Here is a 17,515-nt window from a genome sequence, read left to right as displayed (position 1 = left end):
GTTATTAATAAATACATCAGTATGTTGATTTAAATATATTTATTCTCATTAGTAAGAATGATGGGGCATTGGAGAAAAAGTAAAGGCTCATGTTGAGTAGAGCCTTTATATTTTGGGGCTTCAGTGTTTACGTTTCTTAAATTACGGAGCAACTATGCTCGTTAAACTGAATCCATTTATCCTCAGCGTTTATTTATAAGGTCATAAAACTATGACAATTTTGAGGGTGTTGAAGAAATAACCGCTATTTATTGGTTTTATTGCTCGATAGCTTCAACTTCCACTTCTTCAGGTTCTGCCTCTTCTTGTAGCTCTAATAAGTTGATAGCGATGGTTACAAAGTCGCTGTCTGTGATTATTCCTACTAACTCACCGTTATCTACAACAGGTAAGCAACCCACTTTATGCTTCTGCATATAAATGGCACTTTCTTTTAAACCTGCTCTTGGTTCCACAGACATGATATTGGTGTGCATGACATCTTTAAGTGGGGTTGCAAGAGTGTAAGATTGTGCTTGAGGGATATTTTGTAGGCTAGATTCTTGAGCAGAAAGAACATCTCGTTGAGTTATGACTCCGAGCAGTACTCGGTCTGCATCAACGACTGGAATGTGCCTAATATCTAATGCATCCATTGTATTTTTTGCATCAGCCAACGTGTGTGAGCGTAATAGGGTATGAGGGTTGCGAGTCATCATATCTTCAACTTTGATCATACTGACCTCCTTCTTTTTTAGTCTATCCATAGACTATAGTTTCTTAGCCTCTAAATATCTGAGAGCTAACTCATTATTGAGTTAGCTTTATACAATTAATTGATTTGCGACTCGTTTAGTATTTTGGCTTTGTCGGGGTTGTGGTTTACATATCTCAATATGAACTCTGTCGTGTATTGCTTGTACTAGGATTCTTAATGTCTGAGTTGTCATGGAAAATGTGTTTTTTATGGCTACGGAAAGCAAATGATGTTCAAGAAAGTGCTAGGGGCGATTATTGCAATAAGCATTCATAGCAGTGCGAATGCGATTGTTTTAGGAACGTTGGATACTGATGTCACCAGCAGAGTGACACTAAGAGCCAGTAATATGGCGGAATTCCCAATATGTGGAGGAACTCTAGTTACAGAGCAGTGGGTTATGACGGCAGCTCACTGCGTCGTGATGGGGGAAGGGATTGATGAATCCTCTTATTATGTAACGCCACCTCGAGAATTAGCCATCACCGCAAATGCGTATGATCTGAATGCAACCGATGTGAGTCATTATTACTCCGTTAGCCATGTTGTCGTTCATCCTGATTACACGCGTTTAAGTAAGTTTAAAGTTAACTCAGATAATAGCCGTGAATTAGTTCACACCGGTTTAGATAGCGATATTGCGCTTTTATATTTGGATCGCCCTGTGACTGGTGCTGCTTTGTCTCAATTAGCTTCCCCTCAATTGATGCAAAGTATTGAACAAAGATTAACTGCCGAGTGGGATGCGAATACATTAACAAATTATAGAAATAAAAATGTGACGGTTTCAGGTTGGGGAACGACAACGCCTTTAGCGGCTGAACCGTCTGTTCTCTTACGTAAAACAACCAGTACTTTCTTGCCTATTTCAGATTGCTACCAGAGGCTGGAAGCGGGTAATGATATACCTGGGATCATTGATTCACCGGTAAATATCACTAAGTTATGTACGATACCTAATGAGGTAACGCCACTTGAACCTGATCAGCGCACCCAATACGGAAACAGCGCTTGTAAAGGTGATAGCGGCGGTCCATTAGTGGATGACGTAACAGGGTTACAAATCGGTATTGTTAGTGGCGGCCCTATTATTATGCCAGTGTGTGGTTCGGTCACAATTCCGAGCTTTTTTACCAAAATCAGCACGTATTATAATTGGGTCCAAAGTTATATAACTCAGGCTACGCCACCCGCCTCTATTATTATTGCTCCTGACTTTATTGCTAATCCTGATGGTGAGCCAGGATCGGGCGGCGGCACAACCCCACCAACTGACTGTAATGACAGTATTTCAACAAAGAACTGCAATTATGTTCAACCAGATGGTGGTGGAATAAACGCATACTGGCTGACTCTACTACTGAGTTTGGCGCTAGTTCGAATATTCAAACGACGTTAATTATTCTAGAGCCACTTTTTGTGGCTCTTATTTCCTGTCTTCTTATAATAACTCCTTCTTACAATAATCCCTTGTTGATAAACTTGCTATTGCCTGCTGTGTGCCTATACTAGCCAACTGCGAAATTTTTAGTCGCATTCTCATTCATAACCAGACAAGACCACAAAAATGCAAGTTTCAGATTTTCACTTTGACCTACCTGATGAGCTTATTGCTCGCTACCCACAAGAAGAACGTACAGCAAGTCGCTTGCTTAAACTTGATGGCAATAGTGGCACTATTACCGATGGTTCGTTTAAAGACGTTTTAGACTTGGTTCAACCAGGTGATCTTGTTGTTTTTAATAACACTCGTGTTATTCCTGCCCGTCTGTTTGGTCGTAAGGAATCTGGCGGTAAGCTAGAAGTTCTTGTTGAACGAATGATTGATGAAAAAAGCATTCTTGCGCATGTTCGCTGCTCTAAATCACCAAAGCCTGGCAATAAACTATTTCTCGGTGAAAATGATGAATACCAAGCTGAAATGGTAGCTCGTCACGATGCGCTTTTTGAGATTCGTTTTACTTCAGAGCAGAGCGTCCTAGATATTCTAAATGACGTCGGCCATATGCCTCTTCCTCCTTATATTGACCGCCCTGATGAAGATGCGGATAAAGAGCGCTACCAAACCGTTTATAACGAGAAACCAGGTGCGGTTGCAGCGCCAACTGCAGGCCTTCATTTTGACGACCAGCTTATGTCGAATATGAAAGACAAAGGCGTAGAATTTGCCTATGTCACACTTCACGTTGGTGCGGGTACTTTCCAGCCGGTCAAAGTCGATAATATTAATGATCACCACATGCACGCTGAGTATGTAGAAGTACCACAAGAAGTTGTGGATGCTATCTCTGCAACAAAAGCACGTGGCGGGCGCATCATTGCTGTGGGCACTACTTCAGTACGCTCACTAGAAAGTGCTGCTCAAGACGCATTAAAAAATGGAACTGAGTTAGTACCATTCTTTGGTGACACTGAAATATTCATCTTCCCTGGATACGAATATCAGCTGGTGGATTGCTTAATTACGAATTTCCATTTACCTGAATCAACATTAATCATGTTGGTCAGTGCTTTTGCTGGTTATGATCACGTCATGAGTGCTTATGATCATGCAGTAAGCAGTGAATATCGCTTTTTCAGCTATGGTGATGCGATGTTCATCAATAAGAAAACCAGTGAGTTAGCCCTTTAAGGCAGACCCGTTTTCTTCATTAAATTAACGAGTGCTAGCAGTATGCTAGAGGGTTGAGTTCTCTTAACTTTATCTCTTCGCAAGGAATTCGCGACCGCTCTCGTAGGTGAAGGTTACTGCTTCGTCTTCATCGCTAGGTATAACCGAGCATGACGCTAGCAATAACCTTTACTATAAATAAAGGTCAGATTGTTTCTCTGGCATATTGGAGGTCTCGTGAGATTAAAATACGAACTTAAAAAAACAAATGGTAATGCGCGTCGTGGTCAACTTCAGTTTGAACGTGGCACTGTTGAAACACCAGCATTTATGCCTGTAGGTACTTACGGTACTGTTAAAGGTATGACTCCTGAAGAAGTAAAAGACACTGGCGCTGAAATCCTACTAGGTAACACATTCCACTTATGGTTGCGTCCTGGTCAAGAAATCATGAAGCTGCACGGTGATTTACACGACTTCATGAACTGGAAAGGTCCAATCTTAACGGATTCAGGTGGTTTCCAAGTATTCAGCCTTGGTAAAACTCGTAAAATTACTGAAGAAGGCGTTCATTTCCGTAGTCCGGTAAATGGCGATAAGGTCTTTATGGATGCAGAGAAGTCAATGCAAATCCAATACGATCTTGGTTCTGATGTTGTGATGATTTTTGACGAGTGTACACCATACCCAGCGACTCACGATGAAGCTCGTATTTCAATGGAACGCTCTATTCGTTGGGCTGATCGTAGCCGTAACGAGTTTGACCGCCAAGAAAACCAAAATTCATTGTTCGGTATTGTTCAAGGTGGCGTTTACGAAGACCTTCGTGATGTCTCAGTAAAAGCATTAACGGATATTGGCTTCGACGGCTATGCTGTTGGTGGCCTTGCTGTTGGTGAACCAAAAGAAGATATGCACCGTGTACTTGAGCACACATGCCCACAACTACCTGAAGATAAGCCTCGCTACCTTATGGGTGTAGGTAAGCCTGAAGACTTAGTTGAAGGTGTTCGTCGTGGTATCGATATGTTCGATTGCGTTATGCCGACCCGAAATGCACGTAATGGTCACCTATTTGTGACTGGCGGTGTGATCAAGATCCGTAATGCGAAACATAAACTGGATACAACACCACTGGATCCACAATGTGACTGTTACACTTGTCAAAATTATTCAAAGTCGTACCTACATCACTTAGACCGTTGTAATGAAATTTTGGGTGCTCGTCTTAACACTATCCATAACCTTCGTTACTACCAGCGTCTGATGGAAAGTATCCGCACTGCAATCGATGAAGATCGCTTTGATGCGTTTGTTGATGAGTTCTATGCTCGTCGTGACCGCGAAGTGCCGCCACTAGGCAAATAATTTCTTAGTATTTCTTTTGCGAGCCCTATCTCTAATCACAGAGTTAGGGCTTGAAATTAAAGGGATACAACCCAATTAGTTGGATTATCAATAAAATATAAATAGAGGATGTTTTTAATGTTTATTTCTCAAGCTCACGCAGCAGCAGAAGGTGCACCAGCAGGTGGCGGTTTCGAAATGCTAATCATGCTAGGTATGTTCGCTGTGATCTTCTACTTCATGATCTACCGTCCGCAAGCTAAGCGTGTAAAAGAGCATAAGAACCTAATGGCTTCGATGACTAAAGGTGATGAAGTGCTAACAAGCGGTGGTCTAATTGGTAAGATTACTAAAATCGCTGAAGACAACGACTACGTTTCAATTGAATTGAACGTAAATAATGAAGTTGTTATCAAGAAAGACTTCATTACAGCAGTGCTACCTAAAGGTACTCTGAAATCTCTATAAACAGCTAGAAGGTACTCGCTGTGCTAAACCGTTATCCGTTATGGAAGTATTTAATGGTGGTGTTTACCATCGCTATTGCTGCATTGTACGCACTTCCAAATTTATACGGTGAAGATCCGGCAGTTCAAGTTACAGGGGCGCGCGGCGCCTCTGTAGATATGTCGACGCTGGATGCTGTCACCAAAGCTCTTGATGCAGAGAGCCTTTCTACCAAATCCGTTGCTTTAGAAAACGGATCTATTCTTGTTCGCTTTAACGATACCGATACGCAAATTAGTGCGCGTGATGTAATTAACGAAGCATTAAATGATGACGTGATTGTTGCTCTAAACTTAGCGGCTTCTACTCCTAGTTGGCTTGAATCTATTGGTGCTGCACCAATGAAACTTGGTCTTGACCTTCGTGGTGGTGTTCACTTCTTAATGGAAGTGGATATGGACGCTGCAATGTCAAAGCTTGTGGGGCAACAAGAAGAAGCATTTCGTAGTGAACTTCGTGAAGATAAGATTCGATACCGTGCAATTCGCCCATCAGGCAAAGATGCGGTTGAAGTCTTATTACGTGATGAAGAGCAGTTAGCTGAAGCGAAAACATTGCTTCAATCTAAACACCAAGACATGACGTTTGTAGACTCAGAGTCTAACGGTCGCTTTTCTTTGGTTGCTACTTTCACTGATACTCGTCTACAAGAAATTCGCAACTATGCTGTTGAACAAAACATCACTATTTTACGTAATCGTGTAAATGAACTTGGTGTTGCTGAGCCTCTTGTACAACGACAAGGCACTAGCCGTATTGTCGTTGAATTACCTGGTGTTCAAGATACTGCGCGCGCTAAAGAAATTCTAGGTGCGACAGCAACGCTTGAATTCCGTGAAGTGGATGACAAAGCTGATCTTGCCGCTGCTGCAAGTGGCAGAGCCCCTGCTGGTAGTGAAATTAAAGAAGACCGTGATGGTCGACCTGTTGTGCTTAAAAAACGTGTAATTCTTGGCGGTTCTAGCATTACAGATGCAAGTTCAAGTGTTGATGAATATGGTCGTCCACAAGTTAACATCTCGCTAGATAGCGAAGGTGGCAGCAAAATGTCCGCATTCTCTCGTCAAAATATCGGCAAGCTTATGGCTACCGTATTTACAGAGTATAAAGACAGTGGTCGTAAAAATGCAGAAGGCAGCGTTATTCTTACTCAACATGAAGAGGTGATTAACCAAGCGACGATTCAGTCGACCCTTGGTCGTAGCTTCCGAATTACGGGTATTGATTCAGCTGCAGAAGCTCACAACCTTGCTCTTCTTCTACGTGCTGGTGCGTTGATTGCGCCAATTTCTATTGTTGAAGAACGTACAATTGGTCCATCTATGGGTCAGCAGAATATCGATATGGGTATCATGGCGATGATCTGGGGTATGGCTGCAGTAATGCTATTTACTCTGCTTTACTACCGTACGTTTGGCTTCATTGCCAACCTTGCGCTAATGGCAAACCTTGTTTTGATTATCGGTGTAATGTCGATGATTCCGGGTGCGACTATGACGCTGCCAGGTATTGCCGGTATTGTTTTAACTGTCGGTATGGCGGTTGATGCGAACGTACTTATCTTTGAGCGTATTCGTGAAGAGTTACGTGAGGGTAAAAATCCTCAACAGGCTATTCACCAAGGTTACGCTAACGCATTTAGTACCATTGCAGATGCAAACATCACAACATTACTAACAGCAATTATCTTATTTGCTGTGGGTACTGGTGCGATTAAAGGCTTCGCAGTGACGCTGTCTATTGGTATTTTAACTTCTATGTTTACTGCTATCGTAGGTACACGTTGTATCGTGAACTTGGCGTACGGCGGCAAGCGTATTAAGAAATTGTCGATCTAAGGCTGGAATTAGTTATGTTTCAAATAATGAAAGCAGACAAACTGATCGACTTTATGCGTTGGTCTAAGTTTGCTGTTGTTCTATCTGTACTTATGATTGGTACTGCTATCTTTACTCTATCAACGAAATCGTTGAATTGGGGCTTAGATTTTACTGGCGGTACTTTGATTGAAGTGGGTTTTGAAGACCCTGCGAATCTTCAAAATATCCGTGGTGCACTAGAAGCTAATGGCTTCGGTGATGCGACAGTACAAAATTTCGGTTCAGCTCGTGAAGTAATGGTTCGTTTGCGCCCTCGTGATGGGGTTGCAGGTGAAACACTTGGAAACCAGATCCTTTCTGCTATTGAGCAAGGAACTGGCGAGCAAGTTGAAATGCGCCGTATTGAGTTCGTTGGTCCAAATGTTGGTGATGAACTGACAGAAGCGGGCGGTCTTGCGATTTTAGTTTCACTTATCTGTATCTTGATCTATGTTTCAGTTCGTTTTGAATGGCGTCTAGCTGCAGGTGCTGTATTAGCTCTTGCGCACGATGTTATCATTACACTAGGTGTATTTTCTTTAATGCAAATTGAAGTGGACCTGACCATTGTTGCTGCATTGCTAACGGTAGTCGGTTACTCGCTCAATGATACGATAGTCGTATTTGACCGGATTCGTGAGAACTTCCGTAAGATGCGCAAAGGCGAATCTATTGAAGTGATGAACAATTCGATTACTCAAACTCTAAGCCGTACTTTGATTACTTCTGGTACAACATTGTTCGTAGTAATTGCACTGTTTGTGCAAGGCGGAGCTATGATTCATGGCTTTGCAACAGCATTGCTATTAGGTATTACTGTTGGTACCTACTCTTCAATCTATGTTGCATCAGCACTAGCATTGAAACTGGGTATTACACGTGAACACCTAATGCCACCTCAAATTGAAAAAGAAGGTGAAGAATTAGATGAGATGCCATAGAAACTTCTAAGGTGTTTTAGATGATTTTAAAAACCGCTAGGAAACTAGCGGTTTTTTGTTTTATACGATTAGCAATACTAAAACAGATTCATGAGTATAGTCGGAGGCGTTTGCAGTACTGTTATTTGCACTGGTAGTCACTTAGTACATACAAGCCTTGTACTGATTATGGTGTGCAGTTGGTTACTCTGAAGGAATTGCTTATGGCGAGGTTCAGCCTCGTAAATCAACAACGTTACGCTAATGCATCGTATTATAAGTACCGACCTTAGGCGTTTTTATGCTTGGTGTTTCGAACCTCATGCCAGAGCTAAGTACTGAGCTGATACAAACCATAGAAACAAAAAAGCCTCGCAACAGCGAGGCTTTCAAATTTGTCTACTCTAGTGAGTAGTATTAACGATAGATGCGAATTACTTCAGCATACCTTCGTTTGCGTGCTCACGTACGTGCTTAAGAATAGACTTAACACCACGTGCGCTAGAAGCGACTACGTTACCAGATTTCATGTAATCAGTACCGCCAGCAAAATCAGTTAAGATTGCGCCAGATTCACGAGCAATAAGGTCGCCAGCTGCTAGATCCCAAGGCTTTAGGTTTAGCTCTAGGTAACCGTCAACACGACCAGCAGCTAAGTAGCATAGATCAAGTGCAGGAGAACCTGTACGACGGAAGTCAGAACAATCAATGAATAGACCTGAGATGATCTTCATGAAGGATTCAGAGTGCTGTTTAGCTTTGAAAGGGAAACCTGTTGCAATAACAGTGCCTTGAAGGTCTTTAAGCTGAGTAACACGCATACGAGCGTTGTTAAGTTGAGCACCAGCGCCACGTTGAGCTGTGAATAGCTCGTTTAGCATTGGGTCATAAACACAAGCAACTTCAGTACGGCCGTTCATGCGAACTGCAATCGATACTGAGAAGTGAGGGAAACCTTTTACAAAGTTGTTGGTGCCATCTAGTGGGTCAACGATCCATTGTACGTCAGAGTCTTTACCTTCAGTCAGGCCTTTCTCTTCAGAGATAATGCTGTGCTCTGGGTAAGATGATTTGATTGTCTCAATAATCATGTACTCAGCTTCTTCAGCTATGTTGGTAACATAATCGTTGTTGCCTTTTAGAGACGTTTCGATCTTATCAGTTGTTTCTAGAGATTTAGCAATATGGTTGCCAGCTTTACGCGCAGCGCGTATCGCAATGTTTAGCATTGGATGCATAGGGTTTTCCCACAAGATGTTAAAGAACAGGTTAAAGCGGCGGCGAGTATACCAAACTTTTAGGAAAAGGGAAGTGGTTGTTTTTTGAACTTTCGATTTCACATAACCACCAGCCTCTGACCATTTTACTTAGTGATGTGTTAATATCTCGCGGTTATTTTTTAAGTGGTGTCATTTCGCATGTTAGACAACGTAAAAGTCGTATTAGTCGGCACATCTCATTCTGGTAATATTGGTTCTGCAGCTCGTGCTATGAAAGTGATGGGGCTAAGCCAATTAGTATTAGTTGATCCCCAGTGTGAGGTTGATGAACAGACCTTAGCGCTAGCCGCAGGTGCTGGTGATATTGCAGAAAACGCAACGATTGTTGCTACTCTAGATGAAGCCGTAAAAGATTGTGGTTTGGTAGTAGGCTCTAGTGCACGTTCTAGAACATTAGAGTGGCCGATGCTTGAACCGCGTGAATGTGGTGAAAAGTTTGCTATCGAAGGGCAAAAACACCCGGTGGCATTAGTGTTTGGTCGTGAGCGTACTGGTTTAACTAATGATGAGCTACAAAAATGTCACTTCCATGTTTGCATCCCAGCAAATCCAGAATACAGCTCACTAAACTTAGCGATGGCTGTACAAACTTTAAGTTATGAAGTGCGTGTGGCTCACCTTAATGTAGAAGCTAGCCAGTATTCTGAACAACCTCAAGATGAATATCCTCGTCATAATGAATTAGAAATGTTCTACGAACACCTTGAAAAAGTCATTATTGATACCCAGTTTATCTCTAAAGATAAGCCAGGGCTTGTGATGAATAAACTTCGTCGTTTATTTAGCCGTGCTAGACCTGAGCTTCAAGAGATCAATACCTTACGTGGTATTTTGACCTCAATTGAGAAGTTTCAAAAGAACAAATAAAGTCCTTACAAAATAAAAGGATGAATACTTGACTAAATTAGTCAAATAAATACTTGACCATTTTAGTCAGGTATGGAAAAATTCCAACCACATAAACAATGTGGATACGGTGTGGTATGAAACTTACATCTAAAGGAAGATATGCAGTTACAGCCATGCTAGATGTGGCACTGCATTCACAGACAAACCCTGTACCTCTAGCTGACATCTCAGAGCGTCAAGGTATTTCATTATCTTACTTAGAGCAGCTTTTCTCTAAATTGCGTAAAGCTGGTCTAGTTGCGAGTGTTCGAGGTCCCGGTGGTGGTTACCGCTTAGGTGAAGATGCTCACAACATTGCTGTTGGTACTGTTATCGCAGCGGTAGATGAATCAGTAGATGCGACTAAGTGTCACGGTCGAGCAGATTGCCAAGGTGGCAGTCGTTGTTTAACTCACGCATTATGGCGTGATTTAAGCTCCCGTATTAGTAGCTTTCTCAATGACATTACGCTCGGCGAGCTAATGAAAGATAACGAAGTGTTAGAAATTTCAGACCGTCAAGATATCGATCTTGCGGTTACAAATGGTTTTACACAAAAAAATACGAGCACTACAACGATTAGTGCAGCACCTAACGGTGTACATGCCCGCTCTTAGCGGTCAGTTTTTACATTGGAGTAGAAAATGAAACTGCCTATTTACTTTGACTATTCAGCTACATGCCCAGTTGATCCACGTGTTGCTGAAAAAATGGTTCAGTGTATGACGATGGACGGGAACTTCGGTAACCCTGCATCTCGTTCACACCGTTACGGCTGGCAGGCAGAAGAATCTGTAGATAATGCTCGTGAGCAAATTGCCGATTTACTGAATGCAGACCCACGTGAAATTGTTTTCACTTCGGGTGCAACAGAATCTGACAACCTTGCGATTAAAGGTGCTGCGCACTTTTACGAGAAGAAAGGTAAGCACGTCATCACGTGTAAAACAGAACACAAAGCGGTTCTTGATCCATGTCGCCAGCTAGAGCGTGAAGGTTTTGAGGTGACATACCTAGAGCCTGAAGCAAACGGCATCATCGATCTAGACAAGCTACAAGCAGCAATGCGTGAAGATACGGTTTTAGTTTCTATCATGCACGTAAACAACGAGATTGGAGTAATCCAAGATATCTCTGCAATCGGCGAATTATGCCGTTCTCGCAAGATCATTTTCCACGTTGATGCAGCGCAGTCTGCAGGTAAAATCCCACTAGACGTAAAAGAGATGAAAGTTGACCTTATCTCTATGTCTGCACACAAGGCATACGGCCCTAAAGGCATCGGCGCTTTGTACGTTCGTCGTAAGCCTCGTATTCGCCTAGAAGCGCAAATGCACGGTGGCGGTCATGAACGTGGTTTCCGTTCTGGTACTCTTGCTACTCACCAAATCGTGGGTATGGGCGAAGCGTTTGCTATTGCTAAACAAGATATGCAGAAAGATTACGACCATGCACTAGCACTTCGTGAGCGCCTACTTAAAGGTGTTCAAGATCTTGAAGCTGTAACCGTGAATGGCGACCTAGACCAACGTGTACCACATAACCTAAACGTGAGCTTCGCTTTCGTTGAAGGTGAATCTCTGCTTATGTCTCTAAAAGATCTAGCAGTATCATCAGGTTCTGCATGTACATCAGCAAGCCTTGAGCCTTCATATGTTTTACGTGCTCTTGGTCTTAACGATGAACTTGCACACAGTTCAGTACGTTTCTCATTCGGCCGTTTTACTACGGAAGAAGAAATCGACTACGCGATTGCACAAATTCGTGTAGCGGTAAATAAATTACGCGACATGTCTCCTCTATGGGATATGTATAAAGAAGGGATTGATCTGAACACCGTTGAGTGGGCTCATCATTAATCTCAAGGAACTAGAGGATTCGAGGTAACTATCATGGCATATAGCGAAAAAGTAATTGATCACTACGAAAACCCACGTAACGTAGGTTCGTTTGATAAAGAAGATCCAAGTGTAGGCAGCGGCATGGTTGGCGCTCCAGCTTGTGGTGACGTAATGAAACTGCAAATCAAAGTATCTGCTGAAGGTATTATTGAAGATGCAAAATTCAAAACTTACGGTTGTGGTAGCGCAATCGCTTCTAGCTCACTAGTTACAGAGTGGGTTAAAGGTAAAAGTATTGATGAAGCAGCAGCGATTAAAAATGCAGAAATTGCAGAAGAATTAGAATTACCACCAGTGAAAGTCCACTGTTCAATTCTAGCTGAAGATGCAATCAAAGCAGCTGTTGCAGATTACAAAAAGAAGCACTAATCGCTTAAATATTGTAATCACGTCGACAAAATAAGTAATATTTGGGAGTACCCTTTGTGCTCCCACTTGAGTTCTCAATTTATATAAAACACAAGGTTGTAGTATGGCCATCACCATGACAGATACGGCAGCAAGCCGAGTTCAAGCTTTCCTAGATAACCGTGGTAAAGGTCTCGGGTTACGCTTAGCGGTAAAAACTACTGGCTGTTCAGGTATGGCGTATGTACTAGAGTTCGTTGACGAGCTTAACGAAGAAGACGAAGTGTTTGAGCATTCAGGTGTTAAGGTCATCATTGATCCAAAAAGCCTAGTTTACCTAGATGGTACTGAGCTTGATTATGTAAAAGAAGGCCTAAACGAAGGTTTTGAATTCAACAATCCTAACGCGAAAGGCGAATGTGGTTGTGGTGAAAGCTTCAATGTATAAGTGCTTTGGTTTGTAGCCGAAGAATAGAGTTAGGCTCTATTGTAGAGCCTAGAATTTAGGACCGTCTTTACATGAATCATTTTGAATTATTTGGGCTACCACTTCAGTTTCAGCTGGATGGTAGCCTTCTTTCTTCTCAGTTTCTAGAACTGCAGCGTCAATTTCACCCAGATAACTTTGCAACAGCTTCAGAGCGAGAGCGTTTACTTTCTGTTCAGAAAGCCGCTCAAATTAATGACGCATATCAAATCCTTAAAAGCCCTATTGATCGAGCTGAATACCTGCTTGTTCAGCATGGTGTGGACATTCGCAGTGAGCAGCAAACGCTTCAAGATCCAATGTTCCTAATGGAGCAGATGGAATTACGAGAAGAATTAGAAGACATTGCAGGCAGTTCTGAGCCGGAAGACGCCCTTTTTGCGTTCGAAGGTAAAGTTAGCAAAATGTATAAACAACAATTAAAAGCTATCGAACAAGAACTAGAAACTGAAGCGTGGTTAGAAGCGGCAGATCGCGTTAGAAAACTCAAGTTTATTGCAAAATTAAAGAATGAAATCGAATTAGTCGAAGACCGTTTAATCGGCTAGTTTGTTTAACAAGGACACATCCATGGCATTACTTCAAATTGCAGAACCTGGACAAAGCTCCGCTCCTCATGAGCATAAGCTAGCAGTAGGTATCGATTTAGGCACAACCAACTCATTGGTTGCGTCGGTTCGCAGTGGTGAATCGAGCACATTAACGGATGATCAAGGGCGAAGTATTTTGCCTTCAGTCGTTCACTACCAATCTGAATCTCACACAACTGGTAATGAAGCCCGCCAGCATGCTCAGGTTGATCCCAAAAATACGATCATTTCAGTTAAGCGTTTAATCGGTCGTTCTCTTGCGGATATTAAACAAAGGTACCCATCACTACCTTACCAGTTTGAAGAAAGTGACAATGGCTTGCCGGTTATTCGCACTGAACAAGGGACTAAAAACCCCATTCAGGTTTCTGCTGATATCCTTAAGGCTCTTGGTCAGCGTGCAGAAGCGACTTTAGGTGGTGAGCTTTCAGGCGCCGTTATTACTGTCCCTGCTTATTTTGATGATGCTCAACGCGCGGGCACAAAAGATGCGGCTAACTTAGCGGGTCTGCATGTTCTTCGTTTATTGAACGAGCCAACGGCGGCGGCTATCGCTTATGGTCTTGATTCTGGTCAGGAAGGTGTTATCGCCGTTTACGACCTAGGTGGCGGTACTTTTGATATTTCTATTTTACGATTATCTAAAGGTGTCTTTGAAGTTCTAGCAACTGGCGGTGACTCAGCTTTAGGCGGCGATGACTTTGACCATCTAATTGCGGAACACTTTCAAGAGCAAATCGGTTTATCTGACCTAACGGCAGAGCAAAATCGTATTTTATTAGATGCAGCAACAGAAGCTAAAATCGGTTTATCTCAAGCTGATAGCGTAGATGTTGATGTATTAGGTTGGAAAGGCTCACTGACTCGTGAAACGTTTGAAGAAATAATTAACCCACTGGTTAAGAAAACACTGCTTTCGTGTCGTCGTGCATTAAGAGATGCAGGTGTAGATGCGGATGAAGTACTTGAAGTTGTGATGGTTGGTGGTTCAACTCGAACGCCTTTAGTGCGTAACAAAGTAGGTGAGTTCTTTGGAAGAACACCGCTAACAGATATCAACCCTGATGAAGTGGTTGCGATAGGGGCATCAATTCAAGCTGATATCCTTGTTGGTAATAAGCCTGATTCAGAGATGCTATTGTTAGATGTTATTCCGCTTTCGTTAGGTATTGAAACCATGGGTGGTTTGGTTGAGAAAATCATTCCACGTAACACCACAATTCCAGTCGCTAAAGCACAGGAATTTACCACGTTCAAAGATGGGCAGACCGCAATGACGGTTCATACTGTTCAAGGTGAGCGTGAGATGGTTGATGACTGCCGTTCATTGGCTCGATTTGCGTTAAAAGGTATTCCTCCAATGGCCGCTGGTGCAGCGCATATTCGAGTGACATACCAAGTTGATGCTGACGGTCTGTTGTCTGTTACAGCCATGGAAAAGAGCACCGGAGTACAAGCTGAAATTCAGGTTAAGCCGTCTTATGGTTTAAGTGACGATGAAGTTGCGAATATGCTTAAAGATTCGATGACTTACGCGAAAGAAGACATGCAAGCGCGTGCCTTAGCGGAGCAACGTGTTGAAGCAGACCGTGTTATCGAAGGTTTAGTTGTTGCAATCGAAGCTGATGGTGATGAACTATTGAGTGAACCTGAAAAGCAACAGCTTATTCAAGCTATCGAAGCGCTCATTGAAGTGCGTAATGGCGACAGTGCGGATGCCATTGAAGCTGAAATTAAAAATGCCGATAAAGCGAGCCAAGACTTCGCTTCTCGTCGTATGGACAAATCAATTCGAGCTGCACTATCTGGTCAGTCAGTCGATAATATTTAATAGTTAGAGAATAGATTAACATGCCAAAGATTATTGTTTTACCTCACGAAGATCTCTGTCCTGAAGGCGCTGTTTTGGAAGCTAAAACTGGCGAAACCGTTCTAGACGTAGCATTGAAAGCTGGCATTGGTATTGAGCATGCTTGTGAGAAATCATGTGCGTGTACAACATGTCACATTGTTATTCGTGAAGGCTTTGATTCACTAGAAGAGAGTGATGATCTTGAAGATGACATGCTAGATAAAGCATGGGGTTTGGAGATGGAATCTCGTTTAGGTTGCCAAGCAAAAGTGGCAGCAGAAGATCTAGTTGTTGAGATTCCAAAGTACACGTTGAACCTTGCTTCTGAAGAGCATTAAAGCGCGTTTGTTGCCACTAGTAACTGAATAAGGAAATATGATGAGCTTAAAATGGACTGATTCACGTGATATCGCGATAGAGTTGTGTGATTTATACCCTGAGACGGATCCTAAAACGGTACGTTTTACTGACCTTCACCAATGGATACTCGATTTAGAAGAGTTTGAAGATGAACCTAATAAATCAAATGAGAAAATCCTAGAAGCAGTAATCCTATGTTGGATGGATGAAATGGATTAACTGCCATTCGGCAATCTTCCTGAATCAGGTAACTCAGTTATTCGTAGGAGGCTTTAAATAGGGCTTCTGTGAAAATATAGCCAAGTTAACAATTCTTACTAAAAAAAGCGGACCTTATGGTCCGTTTTTTTATCAAAGTGACATTTTACTTCTACATAATGCTAACATCAGGTCGCTCATAAAGAATAATCTGAATGGCATGAGTGACTGGAATAAAGTCATCATCATTCAAAGACAAGGAGAAAACATGTCTACACAAATGTCCGTATTTTTAAGTCAAGAACCTGCCCAGCCTCAGTGGGGAAACAAAGCAATCTTATCGTTTTCAGAAAACGGTGCGACTATTCATTTAGGTGAAGGGCATGATTTCGGCGCAATTCAGCGCGCAGCTCGTAAGCTTGACGGACAAGGCATCGCATTTATTTCTCTTCAAGGTGAAAGCTGGGATTTGGAAAGTGTTTGGGCATTTTACCAAGGTTACCGTGGTCCGAAGAAAGCGAATAATATTGAATGGGATTCTCTATCTGAAGAAGCTCAATTAGAACTAGAAGCCCGTATTCGTGCTACTGATTGGACGCGCGATGTAATTAACAAAACCGCTGAAGAGGTGGCTCCGCGCCAACTTGCTACGATGGCCGCTGAATATATTAAATCAGTCGCGCCTCAAGGCACGGTTAAAGCTAAAGTAGTAAAAGACAAAGACTTGTTGACCGAAGGTTGGCAAGGTATTTACGCAGTAGGTCGTGGTTCTGAACGAACTTCAGCGATGCTACAACTAGACTTTAACCCTACTGGTGATGAAAACGCGCCTGTATTTGCATGTTTAGTGGGTAAAGGCATCACGTTTGATTCGGGCGGTTACAGCATCAAACCGGGGCAGTTTATGACTGCGATGAAAGCCGATATGGGTGGCGCAGCGACAATCACTGGCGGACTTGGTTTAGCTATTGAACGTGGTTTGAATAAACGTGTAAAACTTATTCTATGTTGTGCTGAAAACATGATTTCAGGCCGTGCGCTTAAACTTGGCGATATCATTACTTACAAAAATGGTAAGACTGTAGAAATCATGAATACTGATGCTGAAGGGCGTTTAGTACTTGCTGATGGTCTAATGTATGCTTGTGAACAAAGCCCAGAGCTTATTATTGACTGCGCGACATTAACTGGCGCAGCTAAAAACGCATTAGGTAATGATTATCACGCACTTTTAAGCTTTGATGATGAACTTTCACACCAAGCGTTAACAGCGGCAAATCAAGAAAAAGAAGGGCTATGGCCACTTCCACTTGCTGATTTCCACCGTGGTATGTTGCCTTCAAACTTTGCTGACCTTTCAAACATCAGCTCTGGTGATTACACTCCTGGTGCAAGTACCGCTGCAGCGTTCCTTTCTTATTTTGTAGATGACTACAAAAAAGGTTGGTTACATATGGATTGCGCAGGTACTTACCGTAAGTCAGCGAGTGATAAATGGGCTGCAGGCGCGACTGGCATGGGCGTTCGTACACTGGCTCGTCTTCTTACCGACCAAGCAAAATAATAATAAGAGTGAGCGGTATATCGATACCGCTTATTCATAAACTGATATCGAATGATCTCAGTAATTT

The 17,515-nt window shown here is 42.5% G+C and carries 18 protein-coding genes; 16 read left to right on the top strand and 2 right to left on the bottom strand.

Annotated elements, in window-relative coordinates; genetic code table 11:
* Positions 1-257 precede the first annotated feature (257 nt).
* Complete coding sequence (locus F0226_RS15125; protein WP_171736404.1) at positions 258-716, bottom strand: CBS domain-containing protein; 459 nt, start codon at positions 714-716, stop codon at positions 258-260.
* 249 nt (positions 717-965) lie between these two features.
* On the opposite strand from F0226_RS15125, the gene F0226_RS15120 reads away from it, so the two are divergent.
* The 6 genes from F0226_RS15120 (at position 966) to secF (ending at position 8,001) form a co-directional block, all read left to right on the top strand.
* Entirely contained in the window at positions 966-2,135 is a 1,170-nt protein-coding gene (locus F0226_RS15120) for a serine protease (RefSeq protein WP_171736413.1), read from the top strand.
* A 168-nt stretch (positions 2,136-2,303) separates the two neighbouring features.
* Positions 2,304-3,368: a tRNA preQ1(34) S-adenosylmethionine ribosyltransferase-isomerase QueA gene (gene queA / locus F0226_RS15115; protein WP_171736403.1), complete on the top strand. Its 1,065-nt coding sequence runs from the start codon at positions 2,304-2,306 to the stop codon at positions 3,366-3,368.
* Positions 3,369-3,584: 216 nt separating this feature from the next.
* A complete protein-coding gene (gene tgt, locus F0226_RS15110) occupies positions 3,585-4,715 on the top strand; it encodes a tRNA guanosine(34) transglycosylase Tgt (RefSeq protein WP_171736402.1) in 1,131 nt (376 codons plus the stop codon).
* A gap of 117 nt (positions 4,716-4,832) precedes the next feature.
* A complete protein-coding gene (yajC, locus tag F0226_RS15105; RefSeq protein WP_171736401.1) occupies positions 4,833-5,162 on the top strand; it encodes a preprotein translocase subunit YajC in 330 nt (109 codons plus the stop codon).
* A gap of 20 nt (positions 5,163-5,182) precedes the next feature.
* A complete protein-coding gene (gene secD / locus F0226_RS15100; RefSeq protein ID WP_171736400.1) occupies positions 5,183-7,039 on the top strand; it encodes a protein translocase subunit SecD in 1,857 nt (618 codons plus the stop codon).
* Positions 7,040-7,053: 14 nt separating this feature from the next.
* Positions 7,054-8,001, top strand: coding sequence for a protein translocase subunit SecF (secF, locus tag F0226_RS15095; RefSeq protein ID WP_171736399.1), 948 nt, complete (start codon positions 7,054-7,056; stop codon positions 7,999-8,001).
* Positions 8,002-8,414: 413 nt separating this feature from the next.
* On the opposite strand, the gene suhB is transcribed toward secF, so the two are convergent.
* Positions 8,415-9,218: an inositol-1-monophosphatase gene (gene suhB / locus F0226_RS15090; RefSeq protein ID WP_137375009.1), complete on the bottom strand. Its 804-nt coding sequence runs from the start codon at positions 9,216-9,218 to the stop codon at positions 8,415-8,417.
* Positions 9,219-9,398: 180 nt separating this feature from the next.
* Between suhB and trmJ the strand changes: the two genes are divergently transcribed.
* The 10 genes from trmJ (at position 9,399) to pepB (ending at position 17,448) form a co-directional block, all read left to right on the top strand.
* Positions 9,399-10,127 carry a tRNA (cytosine(32)/uridine(32)-2'-O)-methyltransferase TrmJ gene (gene trmJ / locus F0226_RS15085; protein ID WP_171736398.1) on the top strand — a complete coding sequence of 243 codons (729 nt, stop codon included), beginning with the start codon at positions 9,399-9,401 and terminating at the stop codon, positions 10,125-10,127.
* A 116-nt stretch (positions 10,128-10,243) separates the two neighbouring features.
* Positions 10,244-10,765, top strand: coding sequence for a Fe-S cluster assembly transcriptional regulator IscR (iscR, locus tag F0226_RS15080; protein ID WP_137374969.1), 522 nt, complete (start codon positions 10,244-10,246; stop codon positions 10,763-10,765).
* A 27-nt stretch (positions 10,766-10,792) separates the two neighbouring features.
* Positions 10,793-12,007, top strand: a complete 1,215-nt coding sequence (locus tag F0226_RS15075; protein ID WP_050644450.1) for an IscS subfamily cysteine desulfurase — start codon at positions 10,793-10,795, stop codon at positions 12,005-12,007.
* A gap of 33 nt (positions 12,008-12,040) precedes the next feature.
* Positions 12,041-12,418, top strand: a complete 378-nt coding sequence (iscU, locus tag F0226_RS15070) for a Fe-S cluster assembly scaffold IscU (RefSeq protein WP_137374968.1) — start codon at positions 12,041-12,043, stop codon at positions 12,416-12,418.
* Positions 12,419-12,521: 103 nt separating this feature from the next.
* Positions 12,522-12,845 (top strand): iron-sulfur cluster assembly protein IscA, encoded by a 324-nt coding sequence (iscA, locus tag F0226_RS15065; RefSeq protein WP_004735095.1) that lies wholly within the window; start codon positions 12,522-12,524, stop codon positions 12,843-12,845.
* A gap of 71 nt (positions 12,846-12,916) precedes the next feature.
* A complete protein-coding gene (gene hscB, locus F0226_RS15060) occupies positions 12,917-13,432 on the top strand; it encodes a co-chaperone HscB (RefSeq protein WP_171736397.1) in 516 nt (171 codons plus the stop codon).
* A 22-nt stretch (positions 13,433-13,454) separates the two neighbouring features.
* On the top strand, positions 13,455-15,305 hold the full coding sequence (gene hscA, locus F0226_RS15055; RefSeq protein ID WP_171736396.1) for a Fe-S protein assembly chaperone HscA: 1,851 nt from the start codon (positions 13,455-13,457) through the stop codon (positions 15,303-15,305).
* A gap of 20 nt (positions 15,306-15,325) precedes the next feature.
* On the top strand, positions 15,326-15,664 hold the full coding sequence (gene fdx / locus F0226_RS15050) for an ISC system 2Fe-2S type ferredoxin (protein WP_137374965.1): 339 nt from the start codon (positions 15,326-15,328) through the stop codon (positions 15,662-15,664).
* A 40-nt stretch (positions 15,665-15,704) separates the two neighbouring features.
* Positions 15,705-15,905 carry a Fe-S cluster assembly protein IscX gene (iscX, locus tag F0226_RS15045; RefSeq protein ID WP_137374964.1) on the top strand — a complete coding sequence of 67 codons (201 nt, stop codon included), beginning with the start codon at positions 15,705-15,707 and terminating at the stop codon, positions 15,903-15,905.
* 247 nt (positions 15,906-16,152) lie between these two features.
* On the top strand, positions 16,153-17,448 hold the full coding sequence (gene pepB, locus F0226_RS15040; RefSeq protein ID WP_171736395.1) for an aminopeptidase PepB: 1,296 nt from the start codon (positions 16,153-16,155) through the stop codon (positions 17,446-17,448).
* Positions 17,449-17,515: the final 67 nt, after the last annotated feature.

This window comes from Vibrio sp. 99-70-13A1, assembly GCF_013114625.1.
Lineage (GTDB): Bacteria > Pseudomonadota > Gammaproteobacteria > Enterobacterales > Vibrionaceae > Vibrio.
Note: the sequence above shows the minus strand (reverse complement) of the source record. Positions and strands in the feature narration are given on the sequence as shown.

Bases quoted from the DNA above. Each gene is read 5' to 3' on its own strand.
- suhB (WP_137375009.1), bottom strand. From the start codon at position 9,218: ATGCATCCAATGCTAAACATTGCGATACGCGCTGCGCGTAAAGCTGGC.
- fdx (WP_137374965.1), top strand. From the start codon at position 15,326: ATGCCAAAGATTATTGTTTTACCTCACGAAGATCTCTGTCCTGAAGGC.
- yajC (WP_171736401.1), top strand. From the start codon at position 4,833: ATGTTTATTTCTCAAGCTCACGCAGCAGCAGAAGGTGCACCAGCAGGT.
- trmJ (WP_171736398.1), top strand. From the start codon at position 9,399: ATGTTAGACAACGTAAAAGTCGTATTAGTCGGCACATCTCATTCTGGT.
- hscB (WP_171736397.1), top strand. From the start codon at position 12,917: ATGAATCATTTTGAATTATTTGGGCTACCACTTCAGTTTCAGCTGGAT.
- pepB (WP_171736395.1), top strand. From the start codon at position 16,153: ATGTCTACACAAATGTCCGTATTTTTAAGTCAAGAACCTGCCCAGCCT.
- hscA (WP_171736396.1), top strand. From the start codon at position 13,455: ATGGCATTACTTCAAATTGCAGAACCTGGACAAAGCTCCGCTCCTCAT.
- queA (WP_171736403.1), top strand. From the start codon at position 2,304: ATGCAAGTTTCAGATTTTCACTTTGACCTACCTGATGAGCTTATTGCT.
- F0226_RS15075 (WP_050644450.1), top strand. From the start codon at position 10,793: ATGAAACTGCCTATTTACTTTGACTATTCAGCTACATGCCCAGTTGAT.
- F0226_RS15125 (WP_171736404.1), bottom strand. From the start codon at position 716: ATGATCAAAGTTGAAGATATGATGACTCGCAACCCTCATACCCTATTA.
- iscR (WP_137374969.1), top strand. From the start codon at position 10,244: ATGAAACTTACATCTAAAGGAAGATATGCAGTTACAGCCATGCTAGAT.
- secF (WP_171736399.1), top strand. From the start codon at position 7,054: ATGTTTCAAATAATGAAAGCAGACAAACTGATCGACTTTATGCGTTGG.
- F0226_RS15120 (WP_171736413.1), top strand. From the start codon at position 966: ATGTTCAAGAAAGTGCTAGGGGCGATTATTGCAATAAGCATTCATAGC.
- iscA (WP_004735095.1), top strand. From the start codon at position 12,522: ATGGCCATCACCATGACAGATACGGCAGCAAGCCGAGTTCAAGCTTTC.
- iscX (WP_137374964.1), top strand. From the start codon at position 15,705: ATGAGCTTAAAATGGACTGATTCACGTGATATCGCGATAGAGTTGTGT.
- iscU (WP_137374968.1), top strand. From the start codon at position 12,041: ATGGCATATAGCGAAAAAGTAATTGATCACTACGAAAACCCACGTAAC.